This is a genomic window from Thermalbibacter longus (assembly GCF_023806485.1).
GTDB lineage: Bacteria > Chloroflexota > Chloroflexia > Thermomicrobiales > Thermomicrobiaceae > Thermalbibacter > Thermalbibacter longus.
On the sequence record NZ_JAMSLR010000001.1, the window covers coordinates 695,721 to 714,300 of the forward strand.

The window sequence follows — 18,580 nt, forward strand, 5'->3', positions numbered from 1 at the left end:
CCTAACTCCTGGCGCGGGGTGGCGAATCGGCGGTTCCCATCGTGGCGAGACCAGGGGCGCTAGGAGTAACGACCACGCTGGAGCTGGCGCATCCGCCGGCGAAAGCCGAGGAGCGTCAGAGTAGCCAGCAGGAAGCCGAAGACGAAGAGCACCTCGGGGTTGGGGCGATCGAAGAAGCGAGCGCTGATCAGGCCGAGCAGAGTCGGGTAGATGAGCAGTCCACCCAGCGCGAAGATGGTTGCCTCGATCACGGCCAGGCGCGCTGAAGATCCGGTGCGCCAGCAGAGCAGAAATGGGACGAGCGTGCCGGCCGGTAGCCAGAGGAGGAATGCGCGCAGCACTTCGTCCGACATCCAGGGGCTCCCCTGCATCCTGCCATCCTGAGGCAACCGCGATCGAGTCGCCCTGTCGAGTATGCCTCGCCGCGGGATCGCAGCGACGGGCCTGGCGAGGGGCGGCCAGCGGTTACCTGTTCGGGCCTAGCCTGCACGAAATCAGCGGGGCCGCGAGGCTCAGGACCGTTGCAGCTTCGCGAGAGTGAGCAAGTTGCGAGCGAGGATGGCATTCGTTACCGGGCCGGTGCCACCCGGCACCGGTGTGATCGCGCTCGCGACTTCCGCCACGGCTGGATCGACGTCACCGACGAGGTGTTCTCCGACGGCATTCACCCCGAAGTCGATGACCACCGTCCCGGGTCGAACCATGTCCGGCTTGATCAGTGCCGGTGAGCCCGCGGCCACGAAGAGCAGCTCAGCCGTCCGGGTGACATCCGCGAGGTCACTGGTCTTGCGGTGGCAGACCGTGACGGTGGCGTCCGCGGCGAGCAGGAGCGACACGAGTGGGCGTCCGACGACCGGGCTCCGGCCGACGATGACGGCGCGCCGGCCGCTTACGGGAATCCCGTAGTAGCGCAGTAGCTCCATGGCGCCGGCCGGGGTGCTCGGTGCGATGGCCGGGAGTCCGAGAAGGAGGCGCCCCGCATTGACAGGGGTAATCCCGTCGACATCCTTCTCTGGAGCGATTGACAGCGCCGGGAGCGAGCGGGGGAGGCCGGGCGGGAGCGGCTGCAGGGCTAGGATACCAGTGATGTCTGCTTGCCGGTTCAATTGCGTGACGATTTCTCTGAATCGCTCCTCGTGCATGGAATCATCAAGCGGAACGGTGCGAACCTCGATGCCCAGCGGCGCCATTGTCTTTCGTATCGCCCGGGCATAGGAGCGCGCCGCCGCGTCGTCTCCCAGTAACACGGCCACGGTCAACGGGGTTTGCGTGGCGCTTGTACGGATTTGTTCACGTACATCACGCAATATCTCCTCTGCGACCGGGTGACCTTCAAGCAGGCGGGCGGGCATCGCTCTCTCCCTGTTGCGCGTGGGCGAACGGCAGCGCGCGGGACAGCTCATCGGCCAGGACGACGGCTTCCTCTCGGGTCGACTGGATCTGCGCGGCGATGCGGTCGCGGGATTTTGGATCCAGCAGCGGCAAGTTGGCCTCGGCCATGAACAGAGCGGCGGCGATGGCGGCATGAGCAAGCTGACCGGAGGCGGCGAGATCGCTGGCGACGAAGGGGGAGCACAGCGGCGCGATGGACGCGAGCTGGCGGAGGAGATCGAGGCCCAGCCTGGCCGTGGTCAGCGGGCACTCGGCGGCAGCCAGAGCGGCCAGGCTCACCTCCTCCTCACTCGCACGGGACGTTTTCTTCCGCGCGGCGCGCATCGCCGCTAGGAGCCGGGCGAGGACGGCGCGGTCGTCCTCGGACTGCTGCAGGAACCGGGTGGAAAGCTGCGCGAGCGCGGTCTCCGCCGCAGCGAAGGTATGGGTACGGACGGAGTCTCTCGCGCTCCGCTTCTTCTCCACCGCGGCAACCATGCGCGCAGTCGAGCTGGCGCCGGCCAGCGTCACCGCGGCGAGCACGCCGCCGCCCGAGGGATCGCGCGGATCGGCGAGCCGCTCGATGAACGTCGTGAGCGTCCACTGCGAGGCCGTCTCCATCGTCCAGCCTACCGTTCACGATCCGGCTCGACGTCACGGCGGCCCTTGCGTACTGGGCCGCGCCACCGCGGGAGTATAGCACCGCACTGGTCCGCGGTGCGCTTCGCGCGATGTGCTGTCCTATTACTGGCATATTCTTGTCGCAGCCAGTAATTCGATTCCCTCTCGTGCCTGCTAGGCAATACTCTGTGGACAACTGGGAAAGGTATTGACACGGGGGCACGGGCTTGCTAGTATGGAGGTGACAGCGAGGCAGGGTATTCGCTGATAGCAAAGGAGGGTCCAGGAGATGGACGAGCGAGGCCTCGACGGGCAGCCGCGCGTGACTGCTTTCGCCGAGCTGCTGCGACGCTACCGGGAGTCGGCGCGGGTATCGCAGAGCCGGCTCGCGCAGCTCTCCGGCTTCGATCACAGCTACGTCAGCCGGCTGGAGAGCGGACGCCGGGCGCCGACCCGGGAGGCAGTGCTCCGCCTGGCTTCGGCCCTAGGGCTCGGCCCGGCCGAACGCGACAACCTTCTGGCTGCAGCCGGCTTTCTGCCGCAGCGAGCAGAGCACCTGTTCGGCGATGTGCCGGTGCTCACCGATGTGGTGCAGCTTCTTCAGAGCGAAGACGTGCCAGAAGCGGTCCGCCAGGATTTCCAGCAGATGCTCGAACTGCTCGTGCGCCAGGTCCGTCGATCCGCCTGGACTGGTCGGCGGACGCTCACGAGCGAGTTCGCGGGGGCAGATTGACTGGTACCATTAGAGTTGCGAGGCTCGGAGAGCGCTTCGGGTCAAGAGAACGCGGCGTCCGACCAACCACCGGACGCTGAGGAATAGGGTAAAGGCTGGGGTTGACATGGGTCGATCTCGCCCGTTTGCGCACCTCCACCTGCATACCGAGTTCTCCTTGCTCGATGGTCTGGGTAGGGTGCCCGAGTATATCGCGCGGGCAAAGCAGCTCGGCATGGAGCACGTCGCCATCACCGATCATGGGGTGATGTACGGCGTCATCGATTGGTATAAGGCGGCCAAGGCCGCCGAACTCCACCCGATCCTGGGCGTGGAGGCGTATCTCGCTCCGCGGACGATCGAAGATCGCGACAAGTCTTCGTACCATCTGCTGCTCCTGGCCGAGAACGAGCGCGGCTACCGCAACCTGCTCAAGCTCTCGAGCAAGGCGAGCCTGGACGGCTTCTATTACAAACCTCGCATCGATCTCGACCTCCTGGCCGAGCACGCAGAAGGGATTATCGCCACCTCGGCCTGTCTCAAGGGACCGGTCGCGGCCAATCTCCTGAACGGCAGCGAGGAGGAGGCGCGGCGCTTTGCATTGAAGCTGCGAGAGATCTTCGGTCCTGATCGCTTCTTTATCGAGCTACAGGACCACGGTCTGCCCGAGCAGCAGCAAGTCAACCGGAAGCTGATCCGTCTGGCACGGGAGCTGGGTCTGCCACTCGTCGCGACCAACGATGTCCACTACCTCGACCAGGCCGACGCGGCCGTGCAGGATCTCTTGGTCTGTATCCAGACGAACACCACGATCCACGATCCGAAGCGCATGCGGATGCAGTCGGATCAGCTCTACTTCAAGAGCGCCGAGGAGATGTGGCGCGTCTTCGAGGGCGTGCCGGAGGCGCTGGAGAATACCGTGCGCCTGGCCGAGCGCTGCCAGGTCGAGCTGGAGTTCGGCCGGCTGCACCTGCCGGATCCAGGCGTGCCGGAAGGGATGACCGCGGACGAGTATCTGGCTCAACTCTGCTGGGAGGGCATTCACCAGCGGTATCCCGAGATCACCGAGGAGGTCCGGCAGCGGCTGGAGTACGAACTGGATGTTATCAAGCAGACCGGTTTCTCTAGCTACATGTTGATCGTGCGGGACTTCGCCGACTTTGCCCGCCGAGAACGGATTCCATTCGGCGTGCGTGGTAGCGCGGCTGCCAGTATTGTCCTCTACGCGCTGGGCATCACCGATATCGATCCGCTCGCTAACCGGCTGGTCTTCGAGCGATTCCTCAACCTCGAGCGACGAGAGATGCCGGATATCGACATGGACTTCGCGGATAACCGGCGTGCCGAGGTCATCGACTATGTGGCGCGGAAATACGGGACGGAACGCGTAGCGCAGATCATCACCTTCGGGACGATGGGCGCCAAGGCGGCCATCCGGGATGTGGGTCGAGCGATGGGCTGGGCCTACTCGGATGTGGATCGCATCGCCCGGTTGATCCCGTCGACGCTGAATATGACGCTGGACCGCGCGCTGGCGGAGAGTCCGGAGTTGCGCCAGCTCTACGAGACCGATCCGCGATCGCGCGAGCTGATCGACAACGCGCGGAGGCTGGAGGGCATTGCCCGCCATGCCGGTACCCACGCGGCTGGCGTGGTCATCGCCGCCACGCCGCTGGTCGAGCACTTGCCGCTGCAGCGCCCGGCGCGAGCCGAGGAGGGCGCCCTGCCGACGACCCAGTTTCCGATGGAGACGGTCGCCGAGATCGGGCTGCTCAAGATGGACTTCCTCGGCCTGGCGAACCTGACGATCCTCGGTGAGGCGGTCGAAATCATCAAGAAACTTCACGGCGTCGAGCTGGATCCCAAGCAGTTCCCCGACGGCGACGAGAAGACCTATCGGATGCTGGGTCAGGGGGAGACCTTCGGGGTGTTCCAGCTCGAGAGCGCCGGCATGCGGCGCTACATCCGCGAGCTGCAACCGACGTCGATCGCGGAGCTCGCCGCGATGGTAGCGCTCTACCGCCCGGGCCCGATGCAGCACATCCCGACGTACTGCCGTGCGAAGCACGGGCTGGAGCCGATAAGCTATCCGCATCCCGACCTGGCCGAGATCCTGGACGAGACCTACGGTGTTATCGTGTACCAGGATCAAGTGTTGCTCATCGCCCGCAAGTTCGCCGGTTACACGCTGGGCGAAGCCGATATCATGCGCAAGGCGATGGGCAAGAAGATTCCCGAGAAGATGAAGGCGGAGCGCGAGCGCTTTATCGCGGGCGCGGTCGCCAAGGGATACAACGCCGAGGACGCCGAGCGGATCTTCAACCTGATCGAACCGTTCGCCGGCTACGCGTTCAACAAGGCCCACGCAGTCTGCTACGCAACGATCTCGTACCAGACAGCCTATCTCAAAGCGAACTACCCGGCAGAGTACATGACCGCCGTGCTCCGACTTGCGCCGAGCCATCCGGCGGGCACGGCTAAGCGGGTGGCTGCTGCACTGGCCGAGTGCCAGAAGCTCGGCATTCCGGTACTCCCGCCCGACATCAACCGCAGCGGCAAGACGTTCGAGGTTGAACCACAACCCGACGGTACGCTGGCCATTCGCTTCGGCCTGGCAATGGTGAAGAACGTGGGGGAGGGAGCGGTCGAGGCGATCTTGAGGGCGCGCGATGAGCGTCCGGAGCAGCGCTTCAACAGCTTCGAGGACTTCTGCGAAGCTATCGACTGGTCACAGGTGAACCGGCGAGTCGCCGAGAGCCTGATCAAGTGCGGAGCGCTCGATTGCCTCGGTGACCGCAAGATGCTGCTCGCGGTGCTGGACCAGGCGATCAGCGCGGCGCAAGCACGGCAGCGGGCCATCCGAAAGGGCCAGATCGACCTGTTCTCGGTTGCTGGGCAATCACCGGCGCTGGCGATCGTGCGGCCTGAGAAGGAGCCGCCCGATATCCCGCACGCCACCTTGCTGGCATGGGAGAAAGAACTGCTCGGCGTGTATCTCAGCTCGCACCCGCTGGATGACTATGTTGGGGTTATCCGCCGTGACGGTCTCGTGCAAATTGCTGAGATCGACGAAGAGTCGGCCGGCGAGACGGTCGAGGTGATTGCGATCGTCGCGCACCTGCGCAAACTGACGACTCGCTCGAACCGTGTGATGGCTGTGTGCCAGCTCGAGGATCGCTCCGGCAGCATCGAGCTTGTGATCTTCCCGGATCTGTACGAGGAGAGCCGGGAACTGCTCGCGGAGGACATGGTGCTGCGGGTGAACGCGCGAGTCGACGTGCGCAACGAGGATGTCCAGCTCATCGCGCAGCAGATTCGGCTGGCTCAGGTGGCCCCGCCCGCCGACGAGCCGGAGCCCGCAATCATTCACCTCCGGCTACCGGTGACGGGCGATCCCAACGACGATATTGCCGCCATGCACCGCTTGCGAGATCTGCTCGCGGAATTTCCGGGGGAGGACAGACTGATCCTGCACCTGCCTACCGGTGCGGGAGAGGTGTTGCTGCGCACCTCGCTGCGTGTCGACTGGTGTCCGGATCTTGCGCGCGTTCTCGAGGAGGCCGTGGGCTCGGGTCAGTTCTGGTGCGAGATTCCGGCTGGACGGCAAAATGCCGATCAGCGCCCGGAACTTGCGCTGTCGGCGTAGCGCTTCCCAGTAACGGGCTGTTGACGTAACAGGGTTGGCCTCCAGCACGATGTCCACGTGCTGGGGGCACCGTCTCTCTGGCTCTCCTACCGGCGAGCGAGCAATGACGGCGGTTCGATCGGCTCCATTCGTATCCGAGCATCGAGGACCAGTATCCCATGCTCATAGACCCGCACTGGGTTCAGGTCGAGCTCTACGGCGTGGGGCAGGTCGGTCGCCAGCGCGCTGGTTCTGAGCAGAACTTGCTCGAGGGCGGGAACGTCGGAGGCTGGGCCTCCTCGATACCCGGCGAGCAGGGGAAAGAGGCGCAGCTCGCGGAGCATCGTAGCGGCGTCGCGAGCGGTCAGCGGCGCCAGGCGGATCGAGACATCGCCGAGGAGCTCGGCCAGGACACCTCCGGCGCCGCAGGCAACCACCGGGCCAAAGCTGGGATCCTCGATCGCGCCGACGATGACCTCGACACCTGGTGGGGCCAATTTCTGCACCACGTAACCCTCCACCTGGTACCCAGCCTCGGCTAGCCGGTGAGCCATGCGAATGGCTTCCTCGATGACTGCTTCTCGTCCCCGCAGGCCGAGCGTGACCCCACCCACGTCGGTCTTGTGCACCAGGCCGGGGGCAATGGCTTTCAGGGCCACCTCTCCGCCCAGTTCCTGGGCGGCATCGCCCGCCGCATTTGCATGCGATACCACACGCTGTTCTACGAGCGGGATGCCGTAGCAGGTCAGGAGCCGCTGCACCTCCTCGGGGCGGAGCCATCCTCCACCGCGAGCCAGTACTTCAGCCGTCAGCGCTAGCGCGCCATCGCGGTCGATGCCGGCTGGTCGTGAAGGGGCCTCCAGGGGTATCGATCGCCACTCAGCGTATCGCACAGCTTGGCTCAGTGCCCGCGCCGCAGACTCCGGGAACGAGTACGACGGCAGTGTCAGGTCGGTGGCCCGCAGAAGCTCCGGCACTCCGCGCGCGGACATGAAGACGGTGAGGATCGGCTTCCGGTCTTGCGCCGCCCGGGCCGCGTCGAGCACGGCCCGGGCGACCTCTTCGGCCTGGACTGCGAGCGGTGGCACGAAGATGACGATCAGGGCGTCGATGTTCGGGTCGCTCGCGACTGCCTCGACGGCGAGCCGGTAGTGCTCAGCCGTCGCCGACGCGATGAGGTCGACCGGGTTCTGCACGCTGGCCTGCTGGGGCAGAAAGGCACGCAAGCGCTCTTGCGTGGTGGCGCTCAGAACCGGAACCTGGAGCCCTTCGGCCTCTGCCGCGTCGGCGCAGAGGATGCCAGGGCCACCGCCGTTCGTCACGATGCCCACCCGCGGGCCACGCGGGAGCGGCTGGCTCGCCAGCAGTGCGGCAACGTCGAACATCTCCTCGAGGGTGTCGGTGCGAATGACCCCAGCCTGGCGGAAGAGCGCGTCGATCGTCGTGTCGGAGGCGGCGAGCATCGCTCCGGTGTGCGAGGACGTGCCCCGCATTCCCGCGGGACTGCGCCCGCTCTTGACGGCGACGATCGGCTTCTTCCGCCCGACCCGGCGCGCGATCCGCGAGAACTTGCGCGGGTTGCCGAACGACTCGAGATAGAGAAGGATGACGTCGGTCGCCGGGTCGTCTTCCCAGTAATTCAAAAGGTCGTTGCCAGAGATATCGGCCTTGTTACCAACCGATACGAATGTCGACAGGCCGATTCCCAGCAGGTTCGCGTACTCGATGATGGCTAGGCCGAGAGCACCGCTCTGGGTCATGAAGCCGACGCGGCCAGGAGTGGGCGGCGAAGGCCCGAAGGTGGCGTTGAGTCGTATCGACGGGTCGGTATTGGCGATGCCCATGCAGTTCGGGCCGATGAGACGCATACCGGAAGCTCGGCAGACGCCGAGCAGCTCTTCCTGGCGCTGTCGCCCTGCCTCGCCCGCCTCGGCGAACCCGGCCGAGATGACGACGATCGCGCGGACACCCTTTTGCGCGCACTGCCTCGCCACCTCCACGACGTGCTCGGCCGGCACGGCGATCACGGCTAGATCGACCGGGCCGGGCACGTCCTCGATGGTCGGATAGCTGACGACACTCTGGACGACCGAGGTATTGGGGTTCACCGGATAGACAGGGCCACAGAATCCAAACTCCAGGAGATTGTGAAAGAGCTCGCCTCCGATAGTGCCACGCTGTCTCGAGGCGCCGATGACCGCGACGCCGCGCGGCTGGAGGAAGGGAAGCAGCGCAGCACGCGCGGCAATCTGCTCCCGCTGCTCGAAGCGCATCAATGCCTCTTCGGTCAGTTCGGTCGGGAAGACTACGCGCAGCTCGCCCGGAGCGGCGTGCACCTCGATCGGAAAGCCGGCCTCGCGGAACAGGTCGAGCATCCGCCGATTCTCGGGCAGCACGACCGCTTCGAACTGCCTTATCCCCTGCCGGCTCGCTACCTCTGCGAGCCATCCCAACATGAGGGTGCCGAGTCCTCTCCCCTGGAAATCGTCCGCTACGGCGAAGGCTACCTCTGCCCGGTCAGAGGTGAGCCGCTGGTACAGCGCATGGCCGACGATCCGGGGAGGGTCTCCGATGACGGCCACGACCCCGATCCCGCGTTCAGCGGGGGTCTCGAAGACGGAGCGCAGCCATCGCCGAAGAGCTGTTTCGTTGAGCGTAGCGAAGAAGCGGTAGAAGATCGAGTCGGGGGAGAGGCCCAGGTAAAACGCCAGTAGCCGGTCCTCGTCATCCGAGCGTAGGGGACGTAGCCGCACCGCGGCGCCGTCTCTCAGGACTACCTCGATCTCTCGGGCGAGAACCTTAACGCCGTGGCCGGGCAAGCCTGCCTGCGTCTCTGGCTGGTCCGCCTGCTCAGCAACGGCGTCTCGTCGCGTGATCATCTGGGACTGCGCCTCCTGCGAATCGGGAGAACGTTTGAATGGTGTCTCTTCCAGCATGTGCACCTGCCATTTCGTCGACCTTAGGGGGTGAGAAGCCACTTGACGACCGTTCCGGGATCGACCTTGGCGTGTGAGCCTATCGTATGGCGAGGTCCGGATCTCGCGAGCGTGCGTGCCAGGCCGGTGACCCTTCCGTTCGGACACTCGTTGACCCGAGTGCCCGAGGTGAGTGGAACGCTATCTCGGCGCTGCGTCTTCGAGCTCGGTGCGGATCCGGCCCACCCATCCCACAGGGGTTGCCCCATCAGACGCCGATTGCACCCGCGCGCTACGATGCCGACTGCCAGCGTGGTTGTCGCTTCTGGAGAAATGCGCACATCCCCTCTTGGGCATCGGCCGCCATTGCGTTCAGGGTCATCACCTCCTGGGCATAGGCATAGGCCAAGTGCTGCGGCAGCTCCAGTTGGCGGTAGAAGGCCTGCTTGCCGATGCCGATGATGTACGGGCTCGCCTGCCGGATTTTCTCGGCCAAGGCCCGCGTCTCGGCCTCGAGCCGCGCAGCCGGCACGACCTTGTTCACCAGGCCGAAAAGATAGGCCTCCTCGGCCGAGATCGGCTCGCCGGTGAGCAGCATCTCGAGCATCTTCTTGCGCGGCAAGTTGCGGCTGACGGCCACCATAGGCGTCGAGCAGAACAGACCGATTTTCACCCCGGGAGTGGCAAACCGGGCGTCTTCAGCCGCTACGACGAGGTCGCAGCTCGCCGCGAGCTGGCAGCCGGCTGCCGTGGCGATGCCATGCACCTGGGCGATCACCGGCTGCGGGATACTCTGGATCGTCTCCATCATCGTCGTGCAGACCTGGAAGGCGTGCCTGTAGAACTCCGGAGTCTGGCCGATCATCTCGTTCAGGTCGTGGCCAGCGCAGAACGCCGGGCCCTCGCCGCGCAGGATCACAACGGCGATAGCACGGCTTTCGCCGATGACCCGGAAGCAGTCGGTGAGCTCTTCCATATGCTGGATCGAGAGCGCGTTGCGCTTCTCGGGCCGGTTCATGGTGACTGTGGCGATGCCGTCCTCGACTGCGAGGAGGATGTTCTCATAGGCTCGCGTCTCTACAGCTGTCATGGAGCCCTCCTAGTGGATCCGCTTCTCGTAGCCGGCCCACTCCTGCTCACGGAGCACGAACTTCTGGATCTTCCCAGTAGAGGTCTTCGGTAGGACATCGACCAGCTCGACCGCCTTGGGGCACTTGAAGTGTGCCAGCCGCTCGCGGCAGAAGGCGATCAAGTCGGCTGGCGTCGCCTGCGCGCCGGGCTTCAGCACGACGAACGCCTTCGGCACCTCTCCCCACTTCTCGTCGGGGATTCCGATGACCGCGCACTCGAGCACCGCCGGGTGTTGGTAGAGAGCGCGCTCGACCTCTATTGTCGAGATGTTCTCGCCCCCGCTGATGATAATGTCCTTCTTGCGGTCGCGCAGTTCGATGTAGCCGTCCGGGTGCATCACGGCCAGGTCGCCCGAGTGGAACCAGCCGCCGGCGAAGGCGCGGGCGGTTGCCTCCTCATCGCGGTAGTAGCCCTTCATCACGTTGTTGCCGCGCATCACCACCTCGCCCAGCGTCTGGCCATCAGCCGGGACGTCGCGCATCTGATCGTCCACGACCCGCAATTCCGGCGCGTGGATGTAGCCGACGCCCTGCCGCGCCTTGATCCGGGCCCGCAGCTCCGGCTCCAGCGCATCCCACTCCCGGTGCCACTCGCAGACGGTGTGCGGGCCGTAAGTCTCGGTCAGCCCGTAGACGTGGACGATCTCGACCCCCATCTCCTCCATCTGCTGGATGACCGATGGCGGCGGTGGAGCGGCAGCGGTCAGGACAGTGAGTCGCCGCGGGAAGCGGTAGCCGGATGACGGCTTCGCACTCAGCAGCATAATGAGTACCGTCGGCGCGCCGCAGAAGTGAGTGACGCTCTCGGCCTCGATGAGCTGGTAGACGCGCACCGGGTCGACCTTGGGCAAGCACACGTGCGTCGCGCCGATCCCGATGACAGCCCAGGGAAAGCACCAGCCATTACAGTGAAACATCGGTAGGGTCCAGAGATAGACGCTGTCGGGCGTGAGCCGCGCGTGGACGATCTCGCCGAGGGCGTTCAGGTAACCGCCGCGATGAGTGTACATCACGCCCTTCGGCCGGCCGGTTGTCCCGCTCGTATAGTTGATGCTGATCGTCTGGTCTTCATCATTGACCGCGTACGCGAACGGCTCGGGGCTTCCCTCGAGCAGGAACTCCTCATAGCTCGGAATGTCCGGGAGCGCGTCCGTAGCCGGTTTCGGCTCGCTGTGGCGTTCCCAGAGGTCGATCCGGACCGCCAGCTCGAGCCCGGGGAGCTGGTGGCGGATCGGATCGAAGAGCGAGGCCAAGCTCGCTTCGATCAGCAGCGCCCTCGCACCGGAGTGGTCGAGGATGTAGCGGATCTCCTCGCTGGTGAGCCGGACGTTGATCGGCACCATGACTGCCCCGATCTGCGGGATCGCGAAATGGGCCTCCAAGACCTCCATGGAATTCCGGCAGAGGATTGCCACACGGTCGCCCTTCTGGATGCCTCTCCCACGAAGCGCGCTGGCGAGACGATAGATACGAGCGCCAAATTGGCCATAGGTGAAGCGTCGCTCTCCGTCGACGACCGCGAGCTTGTCCGGGAAGACGTGGAGCGAGCGTTCCAAGAACATGAGCGGGGTGAGATGCGAGCGGTATACAGGTAGGTCCTGCCACTGGTCGCGCGACCAGATTTGGTGGAAGAGCGGCGCTGGAGCCGTGCGCATCGGCAGCTCCTCCTTTCGTCGCCAGGCATTCTTCTTCAGAATCGCTTGTCCTCTCGTCTGCGCCAACGATAGCACAGGCGCTGTCTCAACGCGGGGGCGCGACGGCCAACCAGTTCCGTGCTCGATAGTTGAGAGTTGCTCGTGTCCTCTTCGGGTCGACGCAGTCTCCTCGCCAGGAACGGTATGCGCCCACCCGTTGCTCTCCAGCCATCGGCCCCTTGTCCATGCAGAAGAAGACGATCACCAGCGCTAGTGGCCGACGCTGCGGTAGCAACCCGCCACTGGCCGACCGTGATCGAGCCGCAGTGACCGGAGTTGACAGCGGCGAGAGAGGGCGGTAGCGTAGGTGCGAGCTATCCCGCAACGATGCGAGGCTCGGCGATCGAAGAACGCTCGCAAGAGCTCGCCGGAGGGCGAGCGTCACGGCGCCGGCGACGCCGCGAGGGCTGCACGCGCGAACCGCTCGCCTTAGCTGCGGGCGGGTGGTTTCCCTGCCCACGGAGGGAGTCCGGAATGGATCTCAGTTATACGCCGCAGGATCAGGCCTTCAGGCAGCGGGTCCGTGCCTGGCTGGCCGAGAACGTACCGCGGCAGAAGCTCACCACGATGGAGGAGAAGAAGGCCTGGCATCGCAAGCTCTACGATGCCGGCTTTATCGGCATGGGCCTACCTAGAGAGTACGGCGGGCGCGATGCCCGGCCGATGGAGCAGGCCATCGTCGGGGAAGAGATGGTGCGGGCCAAGGCACCGCCGCCTCTGAACGGCCTCGGGATCGCCATCGTGATCCCGACGCTGATCCACCACGGAACGGAGCAGCAGAAGCGGCGATTCATCCACAAGCTGCTGACAGCCGAGGAACTTTGGTGCCAGCTCTACTCGGAGCCGAACGCCGGCTCGGATCTGGCCAGCCTACAGTGTCGTGCCGATCTCGTCGGCGATGAGTTCGTGATCAATGGACAGAAGATCTGGAACAGCGGGGCACATGAGGCCGATTGGGGCCTACTGCTCGCGCGGACCGACCGCAATGCCCCGAAGCACCAGGGGATCTCCTGCATTCTCGTGGACATGCATACCCCAGGCGTCGAGGTGAGGACACTGAAGCAGATCAGCGGCAGCGAGGAGTTCTGCGAGGTGTTCTTCACCGATGTTCGGGTGCCGCGCGAGAACCTGGTCGGTGAGCTCAACGCGGGCTGGCAGATCGCGCAGACCACGCTCTCCTACGAGCGTGGGGGCAACACCTTGAGCCGCTACGCCCGAATGCTGCAACAGGTCACTCGGCTGCTCGACGTCTGCCGGGTGCTCCAGCGGAACGGCCGGCCAGCCATCGAAGACCCGGTCGTGCGCCAGAAGCTCGGGCAGGTCTATGCCGAGATGGAGGTGCTGCGCTACGCCTCGTTGCGGATTCTCAGTCGCCTGGAGCGCGGCCTGCGTCCCGGCCCGGAGTCATCGATCGCCAAGCTGCACTACTCGGAGCTGGACAAGCGAGTCCAGGAGCTGATCCTCGACGTCCTGGGACCGTACGGCCAGCAGGTCGGCGGCATCCCGGACGAGCTGGCGCTCGAGCCGGGCGTCGCCTATGGCGAGACCGGAAGCTGGATGTATGCCTTCTTGTGGTCGCGCGCCGGCACTATCTACGCGGGCTCGTCGGAGATACAGAAGAACATCATCGGCGAGCGCGTGCTCGGCCTACCCAAGGAAGTGCGTGCCGACCGGGTCGCGGCGCAGGTCGCCAGCGCGGCGAGCGGAGACGGAGCGGACTGATGGACTTCGAGTTCACTGAAGACCAGGTGATGCTGCGTGGGCTGATGCGGGAGTTTCTGAGCGAGCAGTGCCCGGTGAGCCACGTGCGCGCCATGATGGACGATCCGCGGGGCTACGATCGCGATCTCTATCGCCGCCTGGTGCAGCTCGGCGTCCTGCCCTTCCCCGAGGAGTACGGCGGCGGGGCGCTCGGGATGATCGAACAGGCGATCGTGCTCGAGGAGATGGGGCGCATCCCGTACCCTGGGCCGTACTTCTCCACCGTGATCCTGGCGGGCAGCGCGATCATGGCATCCGGCGACAGCCGTGCGCAGGCGCGGTACCTCCCGGATATCTGCAACGGCGATCTGACGATGACGCTTGCCTTCCTGGAGGATGGGATCTCCTGGGGCCCGGACGGGATCAGCCTCTCGATGGCGCGTGAGGGGGAGAACTACCGGCTCGACGGGGTGAAGCGGTTCGTTCCGTTCGGGCAGTCGGTCGATGTCATTTTGGTGGTCGCCCGCTTAGGCGGGGAGCGCGGAGCGGAGGGGATCTCGCTGGTCGCGGTTCCCACCGACGCTCCCGGGTTGGTGATCGAGCCCGAGGTGATGATGGATCTGACCTCGAAGACCGCGACCTTGCGTTTCGACGGCGTGCACGTTCCGGCAGAGAACGTCGTCGGTTCAGTGGGCGGCGGGTGGCCGGCGGTGGAGATAGCGCTTCGGCAAGCAGCCGTCGGTGCCAGCGCCGAGATGCTGGGTGCGGCGCGCAAGTCACTCGAAATGTCGGTCGATTACGCCAAGGTGCGGAAGCAGTTCGGCCAGTACATCGGGCAGTTCCAGGCCATCAAGCACAAGCTGGCTGAGATGCTCGAGCTCGTGGAGAACGCTCACGCGGCCGTGTACTACGCGGCGTGGGCGCTGGACGCGGGCGCACCCGACGCGGTGCTGGCAGCCTCTGTCGCCAAGTCGACCGTGAACGTGGCGGCGCGCCGCGTCTGCGGCGAGGCGATCCAGGTCCACGGCGGGATCGGCTTCACCTGGGAGTACGATCTCCACCTGTACTTCAAGCGAGCCAAGCATCTCGAGCCGCTCTACGGCGACACCGAGTACCACCGCGAGCGCGTGCTGCAGGAGGCACTCGCTGGCCGCGTCGCCGGGTCGGTGTGAGGTCGCCAGAGCGCGCGAAACGAGAGGAGGCAGTGGTGAGCGAGCCGCACGGGCCAGCCGAGCGCGTGGTCAGGACGGTCGAGGAGTTGAAGCAGCTCGTGGGAGAGGAGATCGGCGTCAGCGAGTGGGTGGAAATTACTCAAGAACGGGTGAACGCCTTCGCTGACGCCACCGGCGACCACCAGTACATCCACGTCGACCCCGAGCGCGCGAAGCAGACGTTCTTCGGCGGTACCATCGCCCACGGCTTCCTGACGCTCTCCTTAATCCCTTACCTCGGTAGCCTGAGCCGGGGGGTGAAGATCGACCTCGGCGGCAAGATGGCGGTCAACTACGGCTTGAACCGTGTTCGCTTCCCGGCTCCGGTCCGGGTCGGCAAGCGTATCCGGATGCGGACGAAGCTGCTCTCGGTCGAGGAGGTCGACGGTCGGGCCGTGCAGATGACTCACCTGCGCACCATCGAGGTCGAGGGAGAGGAGAAGCCGGCCTGCGTCGCCGAGACGATCGGACGCATCTACTTCTGATAGGCACGCCCCGGCTCACCGCTGCCAGACCTTCGGAAACGAGGCGCGGCACGAGGGGAGGAGGTGGCGATGGAGTCCGTACATTCGGCGCCCGGTAGCACGCCGGCGACTGTGCCGGCGAGCGGGCCACGGGCGGAATCGGAGACCGGGCTAGCGCTCGATGCCGCGTTTCACCGCACGATGCGGGCCCTGTTCTATCCCGAGCGGGTGGCGATCGTCGGCGCCACGCCGCAGGTGGGGTTCGCGTTCAACATCCACCGCAACATTCTCAATTTCGGGTTCCAGGGCGAAGTGTACGGGGTCAACCCGAAGTACCAGGAGGTGCTCGGCTCTGCCTGCTACCCGACGCTCGACGCGATACCTCATCGCATAGACCAGGCAATCATCGTCGTCCCCAGCCATGCGGTGCTCGGGGTCTTGGAGCAGGCCGAGCGGGCCGGTGTGACCGCAGTCAATATCATCACGAGTGGCTTCGGTGAGCAGGACGACGAGCAGGCACGCCAGCGCCAGGTCGCGATCCGGGAATTCGCCCGCCGCACGGGTATTCGAGTCGTTGGGCCGAATTGCCTCGGGCTGGTCAGTACCCCGGCGAGGCTCGTGGCCAAGTCGGGGCCGTACACGACCGTCGCGCGCGGGCCGATCTCGCTTGTCTTCCAGAGCGGGTTGCTCACCTATAGCATGATCATCCCACCGCAGGACCGCGAAATCGGCTTTACCTACGTGGTAACGACGGGCAATGAGGCGGATCTGGAGGCAGCCGACTTCATGCGCTTCTGCGTGGAGGACGAGCAGACCCGGGTCATCGGCTGCTTCATCGAGCAGTTCCGCGACCCGCAGAAGCTGCTCCAGGTCGCGGAGCAGGCGGCAGACGCCGGTAAGCCGATCGTGGTACTCAAAGTCGGTCGTTCCGAAGGTGGCCGTCGAGCCGCGCTGGCGCATACCGGCTCGTTGGTCGGCTCGGACGAGGTCATCGACGCGGTGATGCGGCAGTACGGCCTGATCCGCGTCAGCACGCTCGACGAGATGATCGAGACGCTGGCGGCCTTCCACTCGAAGCGGCTGCCGAAAGGGCCCGGTGTCGGGACGATCTTCGTCTCGGGCGGAGCCGGCGGGCTGATCTCTGACCTGTGCCAGGATCTCGGCGTCTCCCTGCCGGCGTTGGCGCCAGAGACGGTCGCCAGGCTCAAGCCCGTGATCCCGCCCTACGGCACCGTGGGGAACCCGCTCGACACGACCGGCCAGGCGGCCACGCAGCCCGAGATCACCGAGGGCTCCCTAGTGGCGATGGCGGAAGACCCGAGCATCCACACGGTCGTGTACGGGCAGGCCTACCCGAACAAGATCGATCTCGATTCGCCGGTCGGCCGGGTGATCAAATCGATGCCCGAGCGGTATCCCGACAAGGTATTCCTCGTCCTTTCGCTCGTGACGGGCAAGATGCACGACGGCTCTCGATGGGGACAGCCGCCGGTCGAGCCGGTGACCCACTGGGACGGGGTGCCATTCCTGCAGGGGGCAGAGAACGGGCTGCGGGCGATCGGCGCGCTCATCCGCTATGCGGACTTCCTGCGAGCGCGCCAGGCCGAACCGCGTCCGCACCCCGAGCCCAGCGCAGTCGCGGAGCAGGCACGAGCACTCGTGCGCGCGTCCGGTGGGCGGCCGCTGGTCGAGCGCGAAGCGAAGACGGTGCTCAGTCTCTACGGCATCCCGGTAACGCGCGAACGGCTGGCCACGAGTCCGGAAGAGGCCCTGGTTGCCGCGCGCGAGATCGGCTACCCGGTGGTACTCAAGGTCGAGTCGCCCGACATCGCGCACAAGACCGAAGCTGGTGGGGTGCTCCTCGGCGTTACCGGCGAGGACGCGGTGCGCCAGGGCTTCGCGCGTATCGTGGAGAACGCTCGACGGCACGCGCCCGGCGCGAAGGTCGCAGGCGTGCTGGTGCAAGAAATGGCGGCAGGCGGCCGCGAGCTGATCGTCGGTATGACGGTCGATCCAGCCTTTGGGCCGGCAATCGCGGTCGGTCTCGGCGGAATCTTCGTCGAGCTTCTCAGAGACGTGGCGCTCGGCGTTCCGCCGCTCACCAGGCGTGACTGCCGGGCTATGCTGGCGCGGCTGCGAGCCGCACCGGTATTGGAGACCGGCGCTCGGGGCACCGGGCCGGCCGACTTGGACGCCGTCGTCGACATCCTGATCCGCTTCTCGCAGCTCTGCATCGACCTTCAGGGCGAGGTGAGCGAGATCGATATCAACCCGCTGGTGGTCTTCGAACGAGGTCTGGGAGCGAAAGTCGTCGACTGCTTGATTGTCCCAGCGAAGGGTGCGCGATGAGCCTGGGCCAGGTAGTGGCGTTATTGGCGGACGTCCACGGCGAGCAGGAGCTGCTCCGCCGCGTGCTCGAACTCTGCCGAACAGAGGGCGTGGACACGATCGTGCTGCTCGGCGACTTGATTGATCGACCCGATCAGGCGGATCGCTGCGCGCTCTTGCTCGCGGGATGGCCAGTTATCGGCGTGTACGGCAACCACGAGCGAGAGCTCGCCCTGGCAGCGCGTCAGCGCGATCTCGGCCTGCGACAGCAGACCATTACACTGCTCCAGGCGCTCCGCGACCGGATCGTCATCGAGGGCGTGTGCCTGACCCATGACGTCACCGGGGAGGACTGGGGAGTGGGGGAGGCCTTGGGCCGGGTGGCGTCGGGGTTGAACGGATCTCACCCTAGCAGGCATCCACGGCTCACGTTCGCCGGGCATACCCACTACCGGCAGGCGCGCGACGACCGCGGGCCGCTCGATCTCTCGCGGGGGCGCGTGGAACTCGATCCGCGGCGGCGCTACCTGATCAACCCCGGCCCCGTCGTGGCCGGACAGTTCGCCATCTGGTACCGCCCGGCCGATGTCGTCGTCTTCCGAGAGGTCGACCCTATCGCGTCCCTCAAAGTGCCGGAAGGGTGGCGAGCCTAGGCGGCCTGGTAGTCGGCGATTCGATTGACACCGGACGAAGAGAGCGGGTGGAGACGAGGAGAGAGCGCATGGGGAAGCTCGACGGCAAAGTCGCGCTGGTAACGGGGGCTGGGCGGGGGATCGGCCGGGGGATCGCGCTGCTGCTGGCCCGGGAG

At 65.7% G+C, this 18,580-nt stretch carries 13 protein-coding genes and 1 pseudogene; 8 read left to right on the forward strand and 6 right to left on the reverse strand.

What is annotated here, in order from left to right; genetic code table 11:
- Positions 1-59 precede the first annotated feature (59 nt).
- From NET02_RS03070 to NET02_RS03080, 3 genes are all read right to left on the reverse strand, one after another.
- Entirely contained in the window at positions 60-353 is a 294-nt protein-coding gene (locus tag NET02_RS03070; protein WP_284055894.1) for a hypothetical protein, read from the reverse strand.
- A gap of 159 nt (positions 354-512) precedes the next feature.
- The gene (locus NET02_RS03075; protein ID WP_284055895.1) at positions 513-1,352 is read right to left on the reverse strand and encodes a bifunctional 5,10-methylenetetrahydrofolate dehydrogenase/5,10-methenyltetrahydrofolate cyclohydrolase; all 840 of its coding nucleotides are present in this window, start codon (positions 1,350-1,352) and stop codon (positions 513-515) included.
- Positions 1,333-1,992, reverse strand: a complete 660-nt coding sequence (locus NET02_RS03080; RefSeq protein WP_284055896.1) for a cyclodeaminase/cyclohydrolase family protein — start codon at positions 1,990-1,992, stop codon at positions 1,333-1,335. The genes NET02_RS03075 and NET02_RS03080 overlap by 20 nt, the downstream gene beginning before the upstream one ends.
- A 289-nt stretch (positions 1,993-2,281) precedes the next feature.
- Here NET02_RS03080 and NET02_RS03085 point away from each other — a divergent pair, with 289 nt between their 5' ends.
- Positions 2,282-2,725, forward strand: a complete 444-nt coding sequence (locus NET02_RS03085; RefSeq protein WP_284055897.1) for a helix-turn-helix domain-containing protein — start codon at positions 2,282-2,284, stop codon at positions 2,723-2,725.
- A gap of 106 nt (positions 2,726-2,831) precedes the next feature.
- Positions 2,832-6,350, forward strand: a complete 3,519-nt coding sequence (locus NET02_RS03090) for a DNA polymerase III subunit alpha (RefSeq protein ID WP_284055898.1) — start codon at positions 2,832-2,834, stop codon at positions 6,348-6,350.
- An 86-nt stretch (positions 6,351-6,436) separates the two neighbouring features.
- On the opposite strand, the gene NET02_RS03095 is transcribed toward NET02_RS03090, so the two are convergent.
- The 3 genes from NET02_RS03095 to NET02_RS03105 all read right to left on the reverse strand — a co-directional run bounded on the left by NET02_RS03095 (position 6,437) and on the right by NET02_RS03105 (position 12,029).
- Positions 6,437-9,208, reverse strand: coding sequence for a bifunctional acetate--CoA ligase family protein/GNAT family N-acetyltransferase (locus tag NET02_RS03095; RefSeq protein WP_284055899.1), 2,772 nt, complete (start codon positions 9,206-9,208; stop codon positions 6,437-6,439).
- A 328-nt stretch (positions 9,209-9,536) separates the two neighbouring features.
- Entirely contained in the window at positions 9,537-10,334 is a 798-nt protein-coding gene (locus NET02_RS03100; protein WP_284055900.1) for an enoyl-CoA hydratase, read from the reverse strand.
- 9 nt (positions 10,335-10,343) lie between these two features.
- A complete protein-coding gene (locus NET02_RS03105) occupies positions 10,344-12,029 on the reverse strand; it encodes an acyl--CoA ligase family protein (RefSeq protein WP_284055901.1) in 1,686 nt (561 codons plus the stop codon).
- A gap of 513 nt (positions 12,030-12,542) precedes the next feature.
- On the opposite strand from NET02_RS03105, the gene NET02_RS03110 reads away from it, so the two are divergent.
- The 6 genes and pseudogenes from NET02_RS03110 to NET02_RS16550 form a co-directional block, all read left to right on the forward strand.
- On the forward strand, positions 12,543-13,790 hold the full coding sequence (locus NET02_RS03110) for an acyl-CoA dehydrogenase family protein (protein WP_284055902.1): 1,248 nt from the start codon (positions 12,543-12,545) through the stop codon (positions 13,788-13,790).
- Positions 13,790-14,941, forward strand: a complete 1,152-nt coding sequence (locus NET02_RS03115) for an acyl-CoA dehydrogenase family protein (RefSeq protein ID WP_284055903.1) — start codon at positions 13,790-13,792, stop codon at positions 14,939-14,941. The genes NET02_RS03110 and NET02_RS03115 overlap by 1 nt, the downstream gene beginning before the upstream one ends.
- Before the next feature lie 35 nt (positions 14,942-14,976).
- Positions 14,977-15,465, forward strand: coding sequence for a MaoC family dehydratase (locus tag NET02_RS03120; protein WP_284055904.1), 489 nt, complete (start codon positions 14,977-14,979; stop codon positions 15,463-15,465).
- Positions 15,466-15,534: 69 nt separating this feature from the next.
- Positions 15,535-17,793, forward strand: a complete 2,259-nt coding sequence (locus tag NET02_RS03125; protein ID WP_284055905.1) for an acetate--CoA ligase family protein — start codon at positions 15,535-15,537, stop codon at positions 17,791-17,793.
- Entirely contained in the window at positions 17,790-18,425 is a 636-nt protein-coding gene (locus NET02_RS03130) for a metallophosphoesterase family protein (protein WP_284055906.1), read from the forward strand. Before NET02_RS03125 ends, NET02_RS03130 begins: the two co-directional genes overlap by 4 nt.
- Before the next feature lie 68 nt (positions 18,426-18,493).
- A pseudogene (locus NET02_RS16550) lies at positions 18,494-18,580 on the forward strand (3-oxoacyl-ACP reductase); the annotation flags it as partial.

Bases quoted from the DNA above. Each gene is read 5' to 3' on its own strand.
- NET02_RS03105 (WP_284055901.1), bottom strand. From the start codon at position 12,029: ATGCGCACGGCTCCAGCGCCGCTCTTCCACCAAATCTGGTCGCGCGAC.
- NET02_RS03110 (WP_284055902.1), top strand. From the start codon at position 12,543: ATGGATCTCAGTTATACGCCGCAGGATCAGGCCTTCAGGCAGCGGGTC.
- NET02_RS03100 (WP_284055900.1), bottom strand. From the start codon at position 10,334: ATGACAGCTGTAGAGACGCGAGCCTATGAGAACATCCTCCTCGCAGTC.
- NET02_RS03115 (WP_284055903.1), top strand. From the start codon at position 13,790: ATGGACTTCGAGTTCACTGAAGACCAGGTGATGCTGCGTGGGCTGATG.
- NET02_RS03125 (WP_284055905.1), top strand. From the start codon at position 15,535: ATGGAGTCCGTACATTCGGCGCCCGGTAGCACGCCGGCGACTGTGCCG.
- NET02_RS03090 (WP_284055898.1), top strand. From the start codon at position 2,832: ATGGGTCGATCTCGCCCGTTTGCGCACCTCCACCTGCATACCGAGTTC.
- NET02_RS03075 (WP_284055895.1), bottom strand. From the start codon at position 1,352: ATGCCCGCCCGCCTGCTTGAAGGTCACCCGGTCGCAGAGGAGATATTG.
- NET02_RS03085 (WP_284055897.1), top strand. From the start codon at position 2,282: ATGGACGAGCGAGGCCTCGACGGGCAGCCGCGCGTGACTGCTTTCGCC.
- NET02_RS03080 (WP_284055896.1), bottom strand. From the start codon at position 1,992: ATGGAGACGGCCTCGCAGTGGACGCTCACGACGTTCATCGAGCGGCTC.
- NET02_RS03130 (WP_284055906.1), top strand. From the start codon at position 17,790: ATGAGCCTGGGCCAGGTAGTGGCGTTATTGGCGGACGTCCACGGCGAG.
- NET02_RS03095 (WP_284055899.1), bottom strand. From the start codon at position 9,208: ATGATCACGCGACGAGACGCCGTTGCTGAGCAGGCGGACCAGCCAGAG.
- NET02_RS03070 (WP_284055894.1), bottom strand. From the start codon at position 353: ATGTCGGACGAAGTGCTGCGCGCATTCCTCCTCTGGCTACCGGCCGGC.